The sequence below is a fragment of the Paenarthrobacter nicotinovorans genome (assembly GCF_007670255.1).
In the GTDB taxonomy this organism is placed as follows: Bacteria; Actinomycetota; Actinomycetes; order Actinomycetales; family Micrococcaceae; genus Arthrobacter; species Arthrobacter nicotinovorans_B.
Genome location: NZ_SZVS01000009.1, coordinates 1 through 18032 on the forward strand (window position 1 = coordinate 1; position 18032 = coordinate 18032).

The 18032-nt window shown below is 64.6% G+C and carries 22 protein-coding genes; 7 read left to right on the forward strand and 15 right to left on the reverse strand.

What is annotated here, in order from left to right; genetic code table 11:
* The coding region (locus FDP28_RS13910) for a 13E12 repeat family protein (RefSeq protein WP_260842475.1) at positions 1-1088 on the reverse strand (1088 nt) is incomplete at its 3' end.
* Between the two features lie 305 nt (positions 1089-1393).
* Here FDP28_RS13910 and FDP28_RS13915 point away from each other — a divergent pair.
* The gene (locus FDP28_RS13915) at positions 1394-2068 is read left to right on the forward strand and encodes an HAD family hydrolase (protein WP_186313635.1); all 675 of its coding nucleotides are present in this window, start codon (positions 1394-1396) and stop codon (positions 2066-2068) included.
* 232 nt (positions 2069-2300) lie between these two features.
* Here the strand turns inward: FDP28_RS13915 and FDP28_RS13920 are convergent, their stop codons facing one another.
* Complete coding sequence (locus tag FDP28_RS13920) at positions 2301-3158, reverse strand: class II glutamine amidotransferase (RefSeq protein WP_144662042.1); 858 nt, start codon at positions 3156-3158, stop codon at positions 2301-2303.
* 21 nt (positions 3159-3179) lie between these two features.
* Complete coding sequence (locus FDP28_RS13925) at positions 3180-4580, reverse strand: glutamate decarboxylase (protein WP_144662043.1); 1401 nt, start codon at positions 4578-4580, stop codon at positions 3180-3182.
* 330 nt (positions 4581-4910) lie between these two features.
* Between FDP28_RS13925 and FDP28_RS13930 the strand changes: the two genes are divergently transcribed.
* Positions 4911-5747, forward strand: coding sequence for a DUF2382 domain-containing protein (locus tag FDP28_RS13930; protein WP_144662044.1), 837 nt, complete (start codon positions 4911-4913; stop codon positions 5745-5747).
* 149 nt (positions 5748-5896) lie between these two features.
* Here the strand turns inward: FDP28_RS13930 and FDP28_RS20575 are convergent, their stop codons facing one another.
* Both FDP28_RS20575 and FDP28_RS13940 read right to left on the reverse strand, forming a co-directional pair.
* Positions 5897-6085: a hypothetical protein gene (locus FDP28_RS20575; RefSeq protein WP_186313636.1), complete on the reverse strand. Its 189-nt coding sequence runs from the start codon at positions 6083-6085 to the stop codon at positions 5897-5899.
* A gap of 10 nt (positions 6086-6095) precedes the next feature.
* A complete protein-coding gene (locus tag FDP28_RS13940) occupies positions 6096-7946 on the reverse strand; it encodes a glycoside hydrolase family 15 protein (protein ID WP_144662046.1) in 1851 nt (616 codons plus the stop codon).
* Between the two features lie 134 nt (positions 7947-8080).
* Between FDP28_RS13940 and FDP28_RS13945 the strand changes: the two genes are divergently transcribed.
* The 3 genes from FDP28_RS13945 to FDP28_RS13955 all read left to right on the forward strand — a co-directional run bounded on the left by FDP28_RS13945 (position 8081) and on the right by FDP28_RS13955 (position 9727).
* On the forward strand, positions 8081-8977 hold the full coding sequence (locus tag FDP28_RS13945) for an SDR family oxidoreductase (RefSeq protein ID WP_144662047.1): 897 nt from the start codon (positions 8081-8083) through the stop codon (positions 8975-8977).
* 127 nt (positions 8978-9104) lie between these two features.
* Positions 9105-9335 (forward strand): DUF6458 family protein, encoded by a 231-nt coding sequence (locus tag FDP28_RS13950; RefSeq protein WP_144662048.1) that lies wholly within the window; start codon positions 9105-9107, stop codon positions 9333-9335.
* A 107-nt stretch (positions 9336-9442) separates the two neighbouring features.
* The gene (locus tag FDP28_RS13955; RefSeq protein ID WP_144662049.1) at positions 9443-9727 is read left to right on the forward strand and encodes a hypothetical protein; all 285 of its coding nucleotides are present in this window, start codon (positions 9443-9445) and stop codon (positions 9725-9727) included.
* Between the two features lie 340 nt (positions 9728-10067).
* Here the strand turns inward: FDP28_RS13955 and FDP28_RS13960 are convergent, their stop codons facing one another.
* Positions 10068-10661, reverse strand: a complete 594-nt coding sequence (locus FDP28_RS13960) for a histidine phosphatase family protein (RefSeq protein ID WP_144662050.1) — start codon at positions 10659-10661, stop codon at positions 10068-10070.
* 305 nt (positions 10662-10966) lie between these two features.
* Between FDP28_RS13960 and FDP28_RS13965 the strand changes: the two genes are divergently transcribed.
* Positions 10967-12379, forward strand: coding sequence for a serine/threonine-protein kinase (locus FDP28_RS13965; protein ID WP_260842476.1), 1413 nt, complete (start codon positions 10967-10969; stop codon positions 12377-12379).
* Between the two features lie 12 nt (positions 12380-12391).
* Here FDP28_RS13965 and FDP28_RS13970 read toward each other — a convergent pair whose 3' ends face one another.
* The 9 genes from FDP28_RS13970 to FDP28_RS14010 form a co-directional block, all read right to left on the reverse strand.
* Complete coding sequence (locus FDP28_RS13970; protein ID WP_144662051.1) at positions 12392-13621, reverse strand: GAF domain-containing sensor histidine kinase; 1230 nt, start codon at positions 13619-13621, stop codon at positions 12392-12394.
* Between the two features lie 69 nt (positions 13622-13690).
* Positions 13691-14020: a hypothetical protein gene (locus tag FDP28_RS13975; RefSeq protein ID WP_144662052.1), complete on the reverse strand. Its 330-nt coding sequence runs from the start codon at positions 14018-14020 to the stop codon at positions 13691-13693.
* Entirely contained in the window at positions 14017-14622 is a 606-nt protein-coding gene (locus FDP28_RS13980) for an Asp23/Gls24 family envelope stress response protein (RefSeq protein ID WP_144662053.1), read from the reverse strand. The genes FDP28_RS13975 and FDP28_RS13980 overlap by 4 nt, the downstream gene beginning before the upstream one ends.
* On the reverse strand, positions 14619-15215 hold the full coding sequence (locus FDP28_RS13985) for an RNA polymerase sigma factor (protein ID WP_144662054.1): 597 nt from the start codon (positions 15213-15215) through the stop codon (positions 14619-14621). The genes FDP28_RS13980 and FDP28_RS13985 overlap by 4 nt, the downstream gene beginning before the upstream one ends.
* Positions 15216-15284: 69 nt before the next feature.
* Positions 15285-15890: a hypothetical protein gene (locus tag FDP28_RS13990; protein WP_144662055.1), complete on the reverse strand. Its 606-nt coding sequence runs from the start codon at positions 15888-15890 to the stop codon at positions 15285-15287.
* A gap of 13 nt (positions 15891-15903) precedes the next feature.
* Complete coding sequence (locus FDP28_RS13995) at positions 15904-16485, reverse strand: Asp23/Gls24 family envelope stress response protein (protein ID WP_144662056.1); 582 nt, start codon at positions 16483-16485, stop codon at positions 15904-15906.
* Positions 16482-16877, reverse strand: coding sequence for a hypothetical protein (locus tag FDP28_RS14000; protein WP_144662057.1), 396 nt, complete (start codon positions 16875-16877; stop codon positions 16482-16484). The genes FDP28_RS13995 and FDP28_RS14000 overlap by 4 nt, the downstream gene beginning before the upstream one ends.
* The gene (locus tag FDP28_RS14005) at positions 16874-17065 is read right to left on the reverse strand and encodes a DUF2273 domain-containing protein (protein ID WP_144662058.1); all 192 of its coding nucleotides are present in this window, start codon (positions 17063-17065) and stop codon (positions 16874-16876) included. The genes FDP28_RS14000 and FDP28_RS14005 overlap by 4 nt, the downstream gene beginning before the upstream one ends.
* Positions 17062-17544 (reverse strand): Asp23/Gls24 family envelope stress response protein, encoded by a 483-nt coding sequence (locus tag FDP28_RS14010; protein WP_144662059.1) that lies wholly within the window; start codon positions 17542-17544, stop codon positions 17062-17064. The genes FDP28_RS14005 and FDP28_RS14010 overlap by 4 nt, the downstream gene beginning before the upstream one ends.
* Before the next feature lie 189 nt (positions 17545-17733).
* Between FDP28_RS14010 and FDP28_RS14015 the strand changes: the two genes are divergently transcribed.
* On the forward strand, positions 17734-18006 hold the full coding sequence (locus tag FDP28_RS14015; protein ID WP_144662060.1) for a hypothetical protein: 273 nt from the start codon (positions 17734-17736) through the stop codon (positions 18004-18006).
* Positions 18007-18032 lie beyond the last annotated feature (26 nt).

The window sequence follows — 18032 nt, forward strand, 5'->3', positions numbered from 1 at the left end:
ACGGCGCAGGCTCCGACGAGTCCGTCGAGGAGTTTCTGGGCGCGGGAGCGCCGGTCCAGTACCGGCCCGTGGTTGGCTTCGGGGGCAGTGTCTGGGTCTGCTGTGCCGGTGCTGGTGCCGGTGCTGGTGCGGGTGTTGGTGTCTGGTTTTGTGGTGTCGGCCCCTGTGGTGGTGAGTCGGGGGTTGGTGGCGGTGTTCATGGCGGTGGTGAGGGTTTCGTATTGTTCGGCGGTGGCGAAGATTTCGAGGTGGTGGAGTCCGTAGCGGTGTCGGCGGCGCAGGAACGCGCCTTGGGTGTGGCGGAGGGCTTCTTCGGAGGGTTCGGGGCCGTCTTGGTCGATGCGGTCGGTCCAGCGTCGGGTCATGGTGGTGAGGAAGTCGGGGTCGGACTGGGTGGCGGTGCGGGTCAGGGCGTGTTCCATCCGGGTGATGGTGTCCTGGTCGGTGAGGTGTTGGATCTTGTCCAGGGCGGTGGCGATGATCGTGGCGGACCGGGAGGGTATGTGGGCTGTTGCGAGGGCTTGGGCGAGGTGTTCGCGCCGTGCCGGGACCTGTTGGCCGGTCATTGCCGTTCCGGGTAGGGCATCTGCGGCCAGTGATAACCGGCGGCGGGCTTCGCCGATCCCGATCCGTAGCCGTGCCCGAAGGAACTCCGCCGCGTTCCGGTACCCGTCATCAAGGACACTGCCCGCACTAGCGCCGGCACTATCAGCGCCTGTACCCGCCCCAGCACCAGTCGCGCCCCCATTTGCTGCAGGCTCGGTCCGCCCTGTACGCCACTCCGGCGCGGCCGATCCCTGCACCTGCAACCGCGCCTGGTTCCGGGTCCGTTCCACGGCTTGGGCCGCAATCACCTGAACGTACTCAAGGACCCGTGAGATCTCCTCGACCCTGCCCGCGAAATCCGCCGCCTCCACGAACCCGAACAACCGGGCATCCGCCACAGCAGCACCCCGCAAACCGGCCAACGCCTCCACCGCATCATCAAGGAAAGCGCCGACCTCTGGGGCAGACCCGGCGGGGGCCACGCTGTTCGCATCCGCGTCACCAAGCCGGGGCAGAATGCGGGTATCGTCTGGAAGTGTCAAAGGGGGGTGTCCCGCACGGCCGTCGTTGGGCGGTTGCAGCGCAGGGGAGTCCCTCACGTGAAGCAACAGCCCCGGTGACGCCGCTCCACCGCCACCCGACGGTCCTCCATGACCCAAGAGCGCTCCTCCAGTATCCTGGGACGCCGTCCCAAGTCCACTAAGCCGCCCCATCCCATCCATGAATCAAGCCTGTCACCCCGGCAGAAACCCCATAAGCCCACAACCCCCGTATGTGGACAAACCACCCTATGTGGACAACGGCCGCTTTCGCCGCACCCGCCACTTGGCGTGCGTATTCTTTAGCCATGCTGCTGCTTGTGGACCTCGACAACACCTTGGTCGACAGGGCCGCGGCCTTCAATGCTTGGGCACGCTCGTTCATCGGGACATTGGGGGGACCCGCGACTGACGCAGAGTGGCTCATCGACGCGGACCAAGACGGCTACGAGTCCCGGGATTCCCTTGCCCATGCCATCGGGCAGCGATTCGAGACGGCACCGGATACCGGGGAAATCAGGCATATGTTGCTGTTTGACCACGTGCCCCTGATGACCCTGGACCAAAGCGTCACATCCGCTCTGGGAAATGCCCGTGAAGCGGGATGGAAAATAGGCATCGTTACCAACGGCGCGACAAAGCAGCAAACGCTCAAGATCCGTCGGCTCGGTCTCGAAGCCTTTGTGGATGCCGTCATTATTTCCGAGGCCGTGGGGGTGAAGAAACCAGACCCCGAAATCTTCCGAATTGCCACCGCCAGTCTCGGCGCAACCGGCGCAACCGGAGTAACCGGTTGGATGGTTGGCGACCACCCAACCGCAGACATCGCGGGCGGCCGACGGGCGGGACTGAAAACGGCCTGGGTCTCGCGAGGCAAAACCTGGGCCGGGGACACTGGCTCCCTGGGCCTTGCCGCCCCGGATCTGGTTGCTCCGACGGCTGCGGAAGCCATCAATGCGGTCGTCTGTGGGCAGCAAGTCTGAGGGACGCAGGACCCCCGTGAACGGCATGTCCACGACGACGGCCCCCACCGCACGACGACGGCCCCCACCGCACGGCGGCACCCCCACCGCACGGCGGCGCCCCCACCGCACGGGGGCACCCCCACCGCACGACGCCGGTCCCCCCCCCAACGGCGCCAGGTCGCCGTCGTGCGGTACTCGGCTGAGGTGCGGTACTCGGCTGAGGTGCGTTGCTCGCCCGAGGCGCGGAGACTTACGGCGCCTGCGAAGCCGCCGCCGCTGGTTCCAAGTCATCGAGCGCGAGGAGGTGGGCCGGGGGATCAGGGAAGGCGATACTGGACGTGACCTCCAGGTCCGGTCCGACATGCACCAGTTCGCCGGACGCCAGGGGCCGCCAGCCGGGATTGTGGTCCATTGGTTCGGTGGCGAAGAGGACATGCGCCGACCGGGAGAGTTCGGTGCTGCGGGAGCGGATGCGTTCACTTCGTGCGTCGAGCGGGCTGGGTTCGACCGGATGCCGTTCCAACATGAACAGTTCGTGCGTCGCCGGGTACCTGAGCGCCCACATGTCGGTGGCCGTCGTCAGGATGAAATTGAGACTGAACACCGGAAGTTCCCTGGCGATCCACCTGACGGCGCCCAGGATCCCAGCGCGGACATCCCCGTCGGCGGCCCGGGTCTCCGCAGTGATCAGTGCGAAAAGACGCTCGCTGTCCGATTGGCCCTGCACCAGGTCCATCGCGCCGAGCTCAACAAGGCGGGAATCAAGCTTTTCCAGCCCCCGGAGCACCCCGTTGTGGGCGAAGATCCGGCCGTCTTGCTCGAAAGGGTGGGTGTTGACGAGGGTGAGGGCGCCGGTACTGGCGTACCGCACGTGTGCCAGGAAGGTGGTGCTTTTAAGGTCGCGGGCTTCGCGGGCAAAGGCGTGGTCCTCCCATGCTGCCAGCGGTTGTTTGGCTACATGGGGGTTGCCTGCCGCGTCGAAGGTCCCTATTCCTGCGCCATCAGGTTCCTTCCGGCTCTGGATCGAGAGGCTGTCCGGCGCGTTCAGCAGCCAGAACGTGGCGCGGACTGGGTAGGCGCCGGCATGCAGCCCGAAGAGTCGGCACATTGCGGCCTCCTGTCGCAAGAATCAGTGGTGGAAGACCTCGGACTGCCTGTCCGTGGGCATGGGCGAGGTGAGGCTGTCCAGGTAGTCCACGGCTTTGGTGAGGTCGGCCAGGAAGCTGGAGGCGAGGTCGCGGGTAAAACCGTTCCGTACGACGATCCTCTGGACTGTTACCTCGCTCAATCCATCGGGCAACGGGTAGGCCGGCACCAGCCACCCGTTCATGCGCAGGCGTTCGGAAAGGTGGTGGAGGTTCCAGTGCTCTGTGTAACCCTCGGTGAGCTGCCAGGCGAACACGGGGATGTCCGAGCCGTCGCTCCATAGGGTGAAAGCGTCCATGGCTCCGATCGCGCCGGAAAGGTAGAGCGCCACATCGCGCGAAGTGGCCTGGACGGATCTGTACCCCGCAAAGCCGAGCCGCAGGAACAGGTAGTACTGCAGGAGAACCTGTGCGCCGGGCCTGGAAAAGTTCAAGGCAAAGGTGGGCATGTCCCCGCCCAGGTAGCTGACATGGAAGATCAGGTCTTCCGGGAGGGCCTCCGCGTCACGCCACACCACCCAGCCCAGGCCGGGATACACCAAGCCGTATTTGTGGCCGGAGGTATTGATCGACGCTACTCGGGGAAGCCTGAAATCCCACGCCATTTCGGGCTGCAGGAAAGGTGCAACCATGGCGCCGGACGCTCCATCGACGTGGATGGGGATGTCCAGGCCGCGGCGGCCCTGGATCTCGTCCAATGCTTCGGAGATGAGTTTTACGGGCTCGTAGAGCCCGGTGTAGGTGACGCCCAGGATGGCGACGACGCCGATCGTGTTTTCGTCGACGTACTGGTCCAGGTCATGGCCGTCCAGGGTGGGATGTTCGGTGGAGACCGGCACAAAGCGCGGTTCGACTTCCCAGTAATTGCAGAACTTTTCCCAGCACACCTGGACTGCGGAGCTGAGCACGAGATTGGGTTTGTCCGTTGGCTTGCCTGCTGCGCGGCGTGCGTGTTGCCAGCGGCGTTTCAGGGCCAAGCCGCCCAGCATGCATGCTTCCGAGGATCCGATGGTGGACGTGCCGATGCTTTTCGAAGGATCCGGCGCGTTCCACAGGTCAGCGAGCATTCGCCAGCACCGTGTCTCGATGAGTGCCGTTTGGGGGTATTCGTCCTTGTCGATCATGTTCTTGTCGAACGTTTCCGCGTACAGGGCGGACGCTTCGGTTTCCATCCACGTCCCCACGAACGTTGCCAGGTTCAGGCGGGAATTGCCGTCCAACATCGCTTCGTCGTGGACAACCTGGTAGGCGGTGGCCGGCAGGGATTCACCTTCGGGCAGGGTGAATCGGGGAAAGATGGTGGACTCTCCAGGCCTGCTGAACAGGGGATTGAGTTCGACGGCGGTGTCCGGCTCGTGGTGGGACGTGCGGTGGGCTCTGCTCATGGGCCAGCTCCTTGGATTCGTTCGCGCGGGGCTACTCGTCTGCGGCTCACGCTACCCGGCGTGGGTCGCCCACCCAAGCTTTCCGAACGTTCTACGGCTGCCGCTCCAAGAATCCTGGGAAACGGCTCGGAAGGCGGCTGGGACGACCTTCAGCCATAGCTGGGAATTTCCCGAAAAGACTTGCGAAGAAAACAGTAAGCATGCTTATGGTATTGGTGTTCCTTAAAGCTGACGGGTTGAAGCTTCCCCGTACCAGCGACTGGAAACCATGCCTGGTGATGCAGCCCGCTTGGCGATCCACACAAGAGAACCGCATTCCAAGGAGACGAAATGCTCGCAAGGGAAAACATTGACCGTTTGTTGGGCCTCGACGGTAACGTCCGCACCACGGAGGGCGACAAAGTTGGGTCCATCGGCACTTTCTACACCGACGACGATACCGGGGAGCCCACCTGGGTCACCGTCAAGACCGGCCTCTTCGGCAGCTCGGAATCGTTTGTCCCGTTGCGGGAGGCCGCCGTGGAGGGCGACGACGTCGTTGTTCCGTTCAGCAAGGACCACATCAAGGATGCCCCGAGGGTTGCCGATGACGGACACCTTGATCCCGGTGAGGAAAGCCGGCTCTACAACCACTACGGTCTCGAGGGGGCATACGGCAACGACGGCCACGCGCGCGGCACGGACTTCGCGGCCGGCACCGCCGCCACAACCGGCACGGCTGACTACGCCGACACCACCCGCACGGACTACACCGACACCACCGACACCACCGACACCAGCCGTGATGACGCCGCAATGACCCGTTCGGAAGAGCGCCTCAACGTTGGCACGGAGAAGCAGGCCACGGGGCGGGCCCGCCTCCGCAAGTACATCACCACGGAAAACGTCACCACCACAGTCCCCGTGGAGCGCGAGGAAGTCCGGCTGGAGCGTGAACCCATCACTGATTCCAACGCCGGTGACGCCCTGTCCGGTCCCGACCTCACTGAGAGCGAGCACGTAGTGACCCTCCACGAGGAACGTCCCGTAGTGGAGAAGGAAACCGTGCCCGTAGAGCGCGTTCGCCTCGAAAAGGAGACGGTCAGGGACGACGTCGAGGTGGAAGAAGAGGTTCGCAAGGAACGCATTGAAACCGACGGAACGGACAGGGACGACATCCGTCGCTGACCCACCCGGGACGCGCGTTAGGCGCGGTTGACGTCCGACGGCGGCAGGTCGCCGTCGGACGTCAACCCACCGGCTGCGGAAGCACAGAAGGCGGAAGCGCCGGCGGCGGACCTACTGCAGGAGACACGCCGGCCGCGAAACAACTGCCGCTATCGCAAAAGCGGCGACGATGGGACGATTTTCATATGGGCGAACAAGAGAAACACCAGCCCTCCGAGCCGGCAGGGATTGCGGCAGAGGACGCGGGCGCGCCAACAACGCAGCAGCTTCGGACCGTCGGGCAGCGCCGGCGCGAAGCGGAACGGAAGCTCGATATCCACCTGGAAGAAGCCCGCCATAAGGGTGAAACTACTGAAGGCGTGGATCATTCCGAAGGGTAGATGCGCCGGAGTGTCCGCCGTTGCCGAACGGGGTGTCGCTCTTGTGGGCCTCCCCGTGGTGCAACTGCAAGGCGCTGTGGATCAGCGGGAAATGACTGAACGCCTGGGGAGTGTTTCCGAGCTGCCTCCGGGCGCGGGGATCCCATTCTTCACTGAGAAGACCCACGTCATTGCGCAGGCTGAGGAGCCGCTCGAAGAGTTCTGTAGCTTCACCGCTTCGGCCGATACCCAGCAGCGCATCCACCAGCCAGAACGAACACGCCAGGAATACCCCTTCGTTCCCGGGCAGGCCGTCGTGGCCGGATTGGGTCCGGTATCTGAGAACCAGGCCGTCCTCCGTGAGTCCTTTTTGAATAGCCTCCACCGTTCCGGCAACGCGCGGATGCCGGTGCGGCAGGAAGCCTACGCGGGGCACCAGCAGCAGGCTCGCATCCAGTTCCTTGCTGCCGTAGGACTGAACGAAGCTGTTGAGGTCCTCGTCGAAGCCCCTGGTCATGACGTCGTTATGGATTTCGCTGCGAAGCGCCGCCCATCGGTCATGCGGGCCGGGCAGGCCGGAGGTCCGTACGGCTTTGACCATGCGGTCTGCCGCTACCCAGGCCATGACCTTGGAATGCGTGAAGTGGCGCCGGGGTCCGCGCATTTCCCATAGCCCGTTGTCCGGCTGGTTCCAGGCCCCTTCGAGGTATTCCATCAAGGCCACCTGGATGTCCCAGGAATTGTCCACCGTGCCGTCAGGGGAGGCGGCCCGGGTCAGCGAGAGGCCATCCAGGACTTCACCCCAGACGTCCAGTTGGAGCTGCGGAGCGGCCGCATTCCCCGTACGTACGGGCATGGACCCTTCATAACCGGCAAGCCAGGGGATGCTCGCCTCCGGAAGCCTCCGGGCGCCGTCGAGTCCGTACACGATCTGAAGCTGGGACGGGTCGCCGGCGATCGCCCTGAGCAGCCAATCCCGCCAAGCGGAGGCCTCTTCCGTGTAGCCGGCGGCGAGAAGCGACTGCAGCGTCAGTGTCGCATCCCGCAGCCAGCAGAACCGGTAATCCCAGTTCCGTGGTCCGCCGATCTGCTCGGGCAGGGACGTGGTGGCGGCGGCCACGATGCCGCCGGTGGGTTCGTACGTGAGGGCTTTGAGGGTGATGAGTGATCTCTCCACCGGCTCCTTGTACTTGCCCACTATCTTGCTCCGGCCGATCCACTCCAGCCAGTACGACTCCGTCGCATTGAGCGCCCGAAGGGGATCGATCCTGCGGGGCTCGCGTTCATGGCTCGGAGCCCAGCGAAGGACAAAGGGGACCTTGTCTCCGGCGCGGACCGTGAAGTCGCTGTAGGTCCGGTTGTCCCGCCCGACAAGCGGGGCGTGGGTAGTAACGTACGCCGAATCGGGCCCCGCGACCGCGCTGATGCCGTGCTTGCTGTGACGTACCCAGGGAACGACGCTGCCGTAGTCGAAGCGCAGGACCAGTTCCATGTGCATGTCCACCTCGCCGGACACACCTTCGACAATCCGCACCAGGTCCACGGCGTCGTCGCGGACCGGCATGAAGTCGATCACCTTCACCGAACCGCCGGCCACTTCCCACACCGTCTCCAGGATGAGGGTGTCTCCCCGGTATTGGCGGCGGGTGCAGTTGCCGCCGTCGGGAGTCCCGGCAGGTGCCAACAGCCACCGTCCCGCCTCGGGCTTGTCCAGCAACGCCGCGAAGCAGGCGGGCGAGTCGAACCTCGGGAGGCACATCCAGTCAATGGACCCGCTTTGTCCCACCAGGGCCGCGGTGTTCAAATCCCCGATGATTGCGTAGTCCTCGATCCTCGCCATGGGACAGATCCTAGTCTGCGTCGCTGGCAGCCGCGGGAGAGGCTCGACGGCGGCACTCGCCTTGGCGGGTTGGGTCTGGTCTCGTTTCCGGGTGCGTGCTACCACTGACGTAGGAACAAACCCGAGGAGATGCTGTGGCCGAAGATCTGCCTGTCCTTGTTGTTGGCGCTACCGGATTCCTGGGCGGCCAAGTGGTGGATGAGCTCCTGAAACGCGGCAAGAAGGTCCGGGCGCTGGTGCGTCCTGGATCGAAAGCCGCCAAGCTTGAGGCCAAAGGCGTGGAAATTGCCCGCGGAGACATGTTGGACACGGCCTCGCTGATCACGGCCATGACGGGTGTTTCAGGAGCGATCTCGACCGCCGCCGGCTACACCAGGAATGACAAGAACACCAAGCTCATCGACAGTTACGGCAACAGCAACCTGGCCGTCGCAGCCAAGTATGCGGCCGTTCCACGGTTTGTGCTGATCAGTATCCTCACGTGCGACCAGACACCCCAGATCCCGCACTTTTGGAACAAAAAGCTGGCTGAAGACAAGTTCGAGGAGCTCGGGGTTCCGTTCGTCGCGCTGCGGCCGGGTGCCTTCTTCGACCAGGCCGTGGGGATGGGTGGCGATCCCTTCGCGAAGGGTCGCTTTGTGTGGCTTGGCTCCAAGGAGGCCAAGCTGACGTTCGTTCTGGCGAGCGACCTCGCCGGCTACTTGGCGGCCGCCGTCGATGCCGACGTCGTTGACGGTGAGCGCATCGACATCGGCTGGACGCGGCCGGTGAGCATGCAGGAAGCCGCGGAGCTTGCGGGCAGGCGGGCCGGCAAGCCGGTCAAAGTCATGTCCGTGCCCACTGGCGCAATTACAGGACTCGGCAAGGCGACCGCCAAGGTCCTTCCCCTGGTGTCGGATATGGCCAGCATGGTGGCGTGGTTCGAGACGGGGAAGTACGTCGCGGACACTTCCCGGCAGGAGCAGGTGTTCGGTCCGGCACCGACACCTGAGGATGCCATCGGCCGGGTGGCTGAGCGGTACGGCCACTGACGTTGAGCGGTTCGGCTCCTGATTCCAGCGGCCTGGTGGCTGGCGGGCAAGGTAAATCGTAAGTATCCTGATGACACGCACCGGCGCTGCCCCTGACCATGCGCCGGACCAACATGAGGAGCACGCTATGAGAATCGGTTCTTCCATTGCCCTGATCGCCATCGGAGCTATTCTGGCTTTCGCGCTCGCCCCAGGCATCATCCCCTTCCTTGACCAGGTCCTGGTTGGCTACATCCTGATCGCGGTGGGCATCATCGGCCTCATCGTTTCGATTGCCATGTCCAACAGGACCCGCCGCACAGTAGTCGAACGGCGCGGTGATCCACACACCGTTGTGGAGCGTCGCCCGGAAATCTAGCAGCCGCAAGCTACGGAGGAAACGCACGACGGCGGGCTGTCGCCGTCGTGCGTTTCTTGCCTCTGGCGAGATTCAGGCCCTGCTGCCCGACGGCGTAGGCTGCTTCCATGGAGCAGACATTCGACATCGAATTGGTGAATCAGAACGAGTACCTGGTGCGATGGGCATCGGAAGGGCAGTCCGGGGAATCGCTGGTCCACACGAATCCCGACTTCCTGGCCGACGCCGGGCTTGAAGGCTTCGATGAGCAGCTGATTGTGGAAGAAACCGCCACGTACCTGGCCGAGCACCAGCCTGTCATCGACTTCCCCCAGACCGTGGACCTGGAAGAAATTGCCGCCGCCTACACGGGCTACACCGAGCAATTGAAGCAGCGCCTCCAAGCCCGGTAGTGCTTCCACGTCACGATCGGGGGCTTTCCGCTACTTAACCTTCGTCCTGTCAGCCGGCGTTCGAGGGAGTAGCGGCCATCCACACCTACACACCTGAATCGGTCGCGGCTTGGGCGTCGTCCCTGCAGTCCAGGACGGAGCTTTGCTTCGACATCGCAGGGATCCATCGCGGGAAGGTCACGATTTACGCCGGGCCCGGAAAAGATGGAAACCAGGCTGTCGCGGTCTTCGACATCCCCGGAGCCGGAACCTTCGTTGGCCGCCATCTCAGCGGCGCCATGGACGAATGGGTGTCCGGCCTGCTGGCGGAGGTCGGGAGGATCGCCCAGGGAAAGCCTGTTCAGGCCTGAAGGTCCGCGGTGATGCGCTCGCCGTTGAAGTATTCCAGTTGCCAACCGTCCGTCGGGTGATGGTGGGCAAGGTTCAGCACCGCGTTCTGGACGCTGTCCAGCGTGCGGCCAATCGCACGGCTAAGGGTCAGCCGGATCAAGGTGCCATGGGCTACCACCAGCACTCGTTTGCCCGCGAACTCCTGGGCCAGTTCCTCGAGCGCGGCGATCCCCCGCGCCGCGGCGTCGTCGTCGCTCTCGCCGCCACGGAAGCCGCCGGGGATGCGCAGCGCTTCCAGCTCCGGCCCGGCCTGCAATCCCTCAGCCGGCCCGAAGCTGCGCTCCGTCAGGTTCGGGACGAGCCGTGCCACCGTGAGCCCCAGCCCTTCGGCGATGATTTCTGCCGTTTCGGCTGCGCGGCTGAGCGGCGACGCAACCACGGTGTCCCATTGCTGGCCCGACAGGAAGGCGACGGCGTCGCGCGCCTGGCCGCGACCGACGTCGTTCAAGGGAATATCGGTGGACCCCTGCAACCGGCGCTCCGCGTTCCAATCGGTCTGGCCATGGCGGACGAGGGCGAAAGTCGTAAGGGTCATGCCTTCCATTGTGCCTTGCGGTCCGGCCGGGCGCAGTTCGCTGCGTCACGTAACGTGAACTGCCCATTGTCCTTCGTGTGATTTAATCAGTATCCTGATGACTTATCTGGTGACACCGGATGATGCTGTTTGAGCTGACTTGCTCAAGCCGCCAGGGCTGAAGCAATCGGTCAAGCGGCAACGTGAAATGTTATTGACGGCACTACTTGGTACCGACGGATAGTGTTTGGGTCCGTGACGCGCCAGGTAGTCCCAAAGGACGTGACAATCGTGGGCTACAACGACAAAACCGGGGCCTGGGTGCCCCCGATTCCGTGAACGGCGCGGATGGCAGCGGCGCACTTGATGGCCGCTACGAACTGGGACCGCTCCTGGGCAGGGGTGCAATGTCTGCTGTCTACAGGGCGACGGACCTGGTCCTCGGCCGTGAGGTGGCAGTCAAGATCTTCCTGCCCGGCTCAGGCGACGATTCCTTCCGCGCACGGCAGGAGACCGAAATGCGGCTGCTCGCCGCTTTTGACCACCCGGGCCTCGTTGCGGCCTTTGACGCGGGCGTCGATACGCGCAACGACGAAGAACGTGCCTACCTGGTGATGGAGCTCGCCGAGGGGCGGGATCTGCGTGCCATACTTTCCGACGGTCCACTCACCGTTCCCGAAACCGCCCGCATCGGCATCCGGATCGCCGGAGCCCTGGCCCAGGTTCACGAACACGGCGTCATCCACCGTGACATCAAACCGGCCAACATCTTGGTGTCCGACGCCGATGGGCTGGCGCAGTCGGTCAAGCTGGCAGACTTCGGGGTCGCGTTGGTGATGAACGACAACCGCCTGACGGCAACGGGATTCACCGTGGGCACCGCCCAGTACCTCAGTCCTGAGCAGGCGCAGGGCTTGCACCTTACGCCGAAAAGCGACATCTACTCGCTGGGTCTGGTGCTCCTGGAATGCCTGACGGGCCATGCGGAGTACCCGGGAACGCCCGTGGAAACAGCTTCGGCCCGTCTGCACAGGGCGCCGCAGGTACCCTGCGAACTGCCTGGGCCGCTGCGTACCCTCCTGGAAGCAATGACGGACATGGATCCGGAGAAGCGCCCTGCAGCCCAGGAGGTGGAGCAGGCGCTTTCGGAGGAAGGCGTCCAGTCGGGGCGCAGGACCGCGATACTTCCTCCCGTCCCGCAGCGGACTCCGCTGAGTGCGACGACGGCCCGGACGCCCAGCGCCCGCGGCCGTGCTGCCCGGCCTGCGCCCATCCGGCCGCGGACCCGGAAGACGGCAACGCTGACCGGCATCCGCGACTTCAGCAAACGCCGGCCCAAGACGGCGCGTGGGGTTGCGGCTGCGGCCGTGGCTATCCCGCTTGCCCTGGTGGCCCTTACCCAGGGGCTTTCGTCGGCCGGAAGTACGAACGACCCTTCGCATGCTCCCAACAACGGGGTATCCCAGGCCGATCCACAGCCTGCCACTCCGGTCCTCCCGACGCCGGCGGTTTCCTCCCCGGCCGGGGCCGTGCCGGCGGAGGCAGTCGACCTTCCCGAGGCGACCACGCCCGCGCAGGTTGTGCAGAACATCCCCGTCCAGAATGTCCCGGCCCAGAACGTGCCGGTCCAGAACGTACCCGCCCAGAACCAGCCGGTCCGGCCTCCCTCCGATATGAAGGGCCCGGACATCGCCAAGACAAAGAGCGAGGGCAAGAGCGACAAGAAGCCGGAGAAGGGCGGTAAGTAGTCTCGGCCGGCGCTACGTTCCGGCGGGAAAGCTCACCGCGATAGTGGTGCCGCCGCCAGCGGTCTCGGAGATGGTGAGGTCCCCGCCATGGGCTTTGGCGATGCTGCTGCAGGTGGCCAGCCCGAGGCCGGTGCCTGGGCCGTCCCCATCGCGGCGCAGGCGCACCAAGGGCTCCAGGACCTTGTCCCGGTCCTCGGGTTTGATGCCCTTGCCGTTATCCGCCACGTACACCGTCGCGCCGTGGTAGTTCGAAATTCCGCTGACGCTGACCTTGAGGTCGCGCTCCGGGCTGCGGTAGTTCATCGCGTTGGAAATGAGATTCTGCAGCAGCGTCCGCAGCTGCCCGGGGTCGGCGTAAACGGTGATGTCGCGGACATCAACGATGCCCTCGTTCTCTATCCCGAGGTCCCGGACTACCTCTTCGGTGACCTCACGCAGGGAGACGCGGGCTGGCTGGATGCCACCACCAACACGGGAGTAATTGAGGACGTCTTCCAGCATTCCCAGCATGCGCCGTCCGCTGGCACCGATGCGGTCCAGGTACCGCGCAGCGGGACTGCTGGGCTCGATATCGGGGTCGTCCTCCACCAGCTCCACGTATCCCAGGATGGTGGTCAGGGGGATGCGGAGGTCGTGGCTGACGCGGCCGGCGAATCCGGCAAGCTTGGCGTTGCTGGCCCTGAGTTCGGAGTAGGTGCGGTCCAGCTGGGCCGTGCGGTGCTGAAGTTCCAGGAGCTCAACCACCTGCTTGGCCAGGACTTCGAGCATTCCTACCTGCTCCTGGCTCAGCTCCTTGCTCTGGTCCGAAAAGACACACAGGGTTCCCGGCACGAATCCGGATTCCGTTTGCAGGGGCACAGAGGCATAGAACCGGACGTTGCCGATTTCGCCGGTCACGAAAGGGTTGTCGGCAAAGCGTGGATCCCGGGAAGCATCAGGCACCACGGTGCGCTCACGGGTCAGGAAGACCTTGGCGCACATCGAATCCTCACGGGAGCAGACCCCGGGTTCCACGCCCCAGGCCCCGATCTGGTGCTGGTACTTGGCGCTGATGATGTTGACCACGCCAAACGGGGCGCCACAGAGCTCGGTGGCCAGCCGTACGAGGTTTTGCAGCGCGCTCAGAACGGCGTCATTGGGAAGGAGCGTCGAGTCGAATGCAGGATCAAGGCCGTATTCCTGGAGCTCCCTGTCCCGGCCGACGTCCGTAGTGAAAGACAGCTGTCCCTGAATTTCCGTCATTGAACCAACCCCCAAGCGTCTTGTGAATTCCCTGCCGATACTACCGGGAGGTCAGCGCTGCCGGTTTACCTACTGACTTATCTTCACCACCAGGATTTCGACGACGGCGCTCGCGTTTCCCAGGTGCCTGCGGACTGCGGCGGCTACTTCCCGGGCTACTTCCGGGGCGGGGCGGAGGATTCCGACGCCTATCCGGGCCTTGACCGCCACGTCTTCACCATGGCGGGAAAGAGCGATGAGGGGCTGTGCTTCACCGGTCACCGCCGCAACCGCCGCCCCGGCGATCGACTGCCACAACGGCTGGGCAGGATAGACGGTCGTGACCCCGTCAACGGCCTCGACGACGTCGAGCAGTTCCGCGGCCAGGGCGGGGAAATTGCTTTCCAGGTGCTCCGTCATGGCTGGTCCTCCTTGATCGCTGTGATGGCCGGGGCAGGAGGCTCCAGTACATCGGTGACCGTGATGTTGATGGCCTGAATGGTGAGTTCAGTCTGTGCAGCCAGCACCTCCGCCAGTTCATTCCGCAGGGCCGCTGCATGCTCTTCCATGGAGTATCCGTAGACCACCGCGATCTCCACGTCGATGTCGATCCCGGCCCCCGGCGTCGTGATGTCGCCTGCCAGGCGGCACTTACCGGCAGCTGTTCCGGGCATGGAATCGACAACGGAGCGGATCAACGCTGAGACGGAGCCTTCGGTCTCCCAGAGGGCATCGTGCGGGTCCTCGGAACGCAGCGGGATGCTGCGGCCGGGACGTAGTTCCAAATGGAGGTTGTCCAGGATGTTCTGCATCCAGTCGTCCGTGCCCGATCCTGCCTCGGCCACGTCAGAGGCCAACAGTTCATGGCCCAGTTCGGAGAGCCTGCGCAGGGAAGCCAGGCCGGCCTGGCATTCAGGGCAGCCCTCCACATGTTCGGGATCAGCGATGTATCCCGTGTCCAAATAGGCGCTCAGTTCCGCGAGGCTGTGCCCGCATTCCAAAGCATCGCCAGGGGTTTTCATCGCCACTCCTCCATTGTGCGTGCCAGGGCAATACGTGCTCTGGCAAGACGGCCACGGACGCTGTCAGGGCTGATGTTCAAGGTCAGTGCGATCTCCTCGTAGCTCAGGTCGTTGAATTCCTTGAGTACCCAACAGCGGCGCTGCTCCTCGGGAAGCCGTTGGAGCGCCGATTTCAACGCGTCAATTCTGGAGGCATTGACCGCAGTGCTTTCAGGATCGGGGATCCGCTGGTTGGAAGGAGCCCCGGCATGGTTCTCCAGCTCGTCCAAGGCAGCGTGGTTGCGCCGTTTTCGGAGGTGGTCAATGCTGCGCGTGCCAACGATGCGAAGCAACCAGCTTTTCACTGCGGCGGGGTCCCGTACAGTGTCCAATTGATTCCATGCCTGCACCAGGCTCTCCTGGACGACGTCGTCCGCGTCCGCCAGGGTGCCCGTCAACCGTCGTGCCGTTGCCCGCATCAAAGGCCCGTGGCGCCGGGCGAGGGCTTCGAAAGCGGCAGTGTCGCCATCTGCTGCCCTGCCGGCCAGCAACGCGTCTGGCACCACGTCCAGGTGTTGCTGTGCTGCGGCGGAGGCCGCGGGTGAACCAGTCACGTTTCCGCCTTTCCAGTGTTGTGTGTCGGGCATGTGATCCCGGAGGGCCAGGGACTTGGGGATGCACCTTTACCGGGCCCGGCGCGATCCTGACACCCGGGTTCTGGGACCACTCGTGATTCGGACCAGGGCGGGCGCCGGATGGCCCAGCCAGGCGTCCAGTTCCTGGAGCAACTGGGCCGCCGTGTCACCGAGCTCCCGGGGGCACGCCCCCTTGCGGGCCTCCAAGCGGAGCCGCAGAGCCGTGCCGCGCCGGGATTCCCACGTCGAGACAGAGGCAGCCAGCACGTCGGGGCGACCAGTGAGGGCTTCCCTGACGGCTGCCGAGACCAGTCCGGTATCCACCACGGTTCGGCCCGCACTGCCTTCCGAGTCCTCTGCGAATCGAGGTGTTTTGCCGCCTCCTTGGGAAGCGATCCAGGCCGCGCCCAGGATGGCGCCGACCAGCAGCACGGCGATTTCCAACACCAGCCACCAGCTCCGGACGGGGTCGGGCAGGGGTGCCGTGCCAACCAGATTGCGGAGTCCATCCCGTGCAGTCGACCCGGTGGTTGTCCAGAACTCTGCAACCCCTGGCATGGTTCCGGCCGCGATCAGTGCGGCGCCGGCTCCCAGCAGGACGATCCCGAGGATGGTGAGCAGGATGCGGTTGAGCGCCCGATTCGTGTTTCTCATTGCCCCGCCTTTCTCATTGGCCCACAGCTCCTTCGTTCAGAATGCTGACGCTCGACCGCACTGGCCGATCCAGCGCGTAGGCTGCCAGTTCGCCGTCGACCGTTTCCTGGATCTCTGCCGCCTCAAGCGGTTCGCCCGACGTCGGACGCACCTGGACGCGGACGGAACGTCCACCGATGGTGGTGGTCACCTGCCCGGGGGCGAGGCCCGTTGCGCGCCGGACCTTGCGGGACACCGCTGCCGCAATCACCTCGTCATCCACCACGACGGCGGCGCGCTGGCTTCCGATCGCGCGGCGTGGCCGTCGCCCTCTCCCGAAGGCCAGTCCGAACAGCACCAGTGCCAGGATTCCCAGCCCTGCGCCTGATGCCACCATGCCTGCCGGTGTTGTCTTGGCCGGAAGCTCGATCAACCAGCGGAGCATCTGCGCCGGGCTGGCGAGCAAGGGCTGGTCTTTGAGCAGCCACAGCACGGATTCCAGTGCCAGCCAGAGGAAAACGGCTAGCAGGAGGGAGGCGACCACGATGGAGGGGACCGCCCTCGAGGAGTGCGTTTCGCGCCGGACCAAACGGCGGATGGCGGCATCCTTGCTCATTCGACGCTCCTTTCCTTAAGCCGCTCGGGCTTTCCGCCGGTGAGGCGGATGTCTACCCGGCCTATGGCCAAACCGGTGATGGCCGTACCTCGGGCCACGATTTCCTGCCGGGCGGCACGGGCTTGTTCGAAGACTGTGGCCGGACCGGGCTGCGGCTTCCGCAGCGTCGGGGACTGCTTCAGCAGCGGCGGGAGGGGCAGACGGATGGAAACCTTGACGCCAAGCTTTCCCGCGTCATCCTCCACCGTTGCTGAAACGTCGCCCGTACCAACGCGGAACGCCTGGGCAGTGACTGTTTCCACGGTTTTCCGGATCGCCGCGTGCGTGAGCCGGTTGTGTCCTATCCGGTCCGCCGTGTCCGGGAAGCGCTCCGTGGCGCCCGCGCTGCTCATGAGGAGGAACGCTTGCCCCGCAGGGCATCAAGCACCCCGCGAAGGTCAAGCTTTCCTTCGGCGGAACGGCCCAACATCGCCCCGACTCCCATGAAGAGCGCTGTCAGCAGCAGGCCCCAGAACCCGAAGGCCAGTCCAGCCAGGGCGAGCACCGCTCCTATGGCCAGGCCTGCGATGGTGGGGCTCACGAGACCCTCGGTTCGCGTTCGGCGTCATCGGATTCGGAGTCCTCTGACGGGACGTGGATGTCGGTAATGGTCACGTTCACCTCGGTGACTTCCATGCCAACCAGGTCTTCGATGGCGGAATACACGGCGTCGCGGGCGTTGTCCGCCACCTCCTGGAGCGGGTGCGGGTATTCGACAACCAGGGTCACGTCGACGGCAACCTGGGTCTGGCCTACCTCCACGTTGACTCCTTGGGTGAGGTCCTTTTGTCCCACCTTTTCGCGGAGGCTGCCGATGGCGCGGGCCGCTCCGCCGCCCAAGGCATGCACTCCCGGGATCTCCTGGATGGCGATGCCGGCGATCTTGGCGACGACGCCGTCGGCCACGGTGGTCGCACCGCGGCCGTCCTTGCCCTTGTCCCGGGTGGGTGCGTCCACGACGTCGGCGTGCTGCTTGTTCTTCGCCGGTACGTCTGCTGGGGTGTGCGTTTGGATCGTCATGGCGATGGCTCCTGTCCGTTTGTTTGCGGCGCTTCCTGTGCGCCGTCATGAATAAGACGTGCTGGCCGGCTGATTCCTCACGCTGAAAACCATGTGATGTGAGTCACTTTCTTGCTGACACGCTGGCTTGCTTAGTTAGTTTGCCATATAACTAGTTTGTCGAGTTACACCTCCTGGAAAGGGCACCAAATGACTGCAGTAGCTATGGCTGGGACGAACATCGGGGCTCTTCCGGACACCGCGAAGGAAGTGGCCCCCTCCACTCCGGCGAAGCGGACCGGCTTATTGGACGTGGTGTGGACGGCGGCGGCCCGCGTGGAAGGCCTCCAGTGGGAAATGGATGAAGCTGAAGAGTCCTTGGCCCAGGCGATGCGAAGTGCGGTGGAGGCAGGAGCGGGACTCCCGGACCTCGCGATTGCGTCCGGGATGAGCTTCGCGGCCATTGAGAAGCTGATGGAGTAGCCCACCCAGGAAGCTTGAGCCAATCT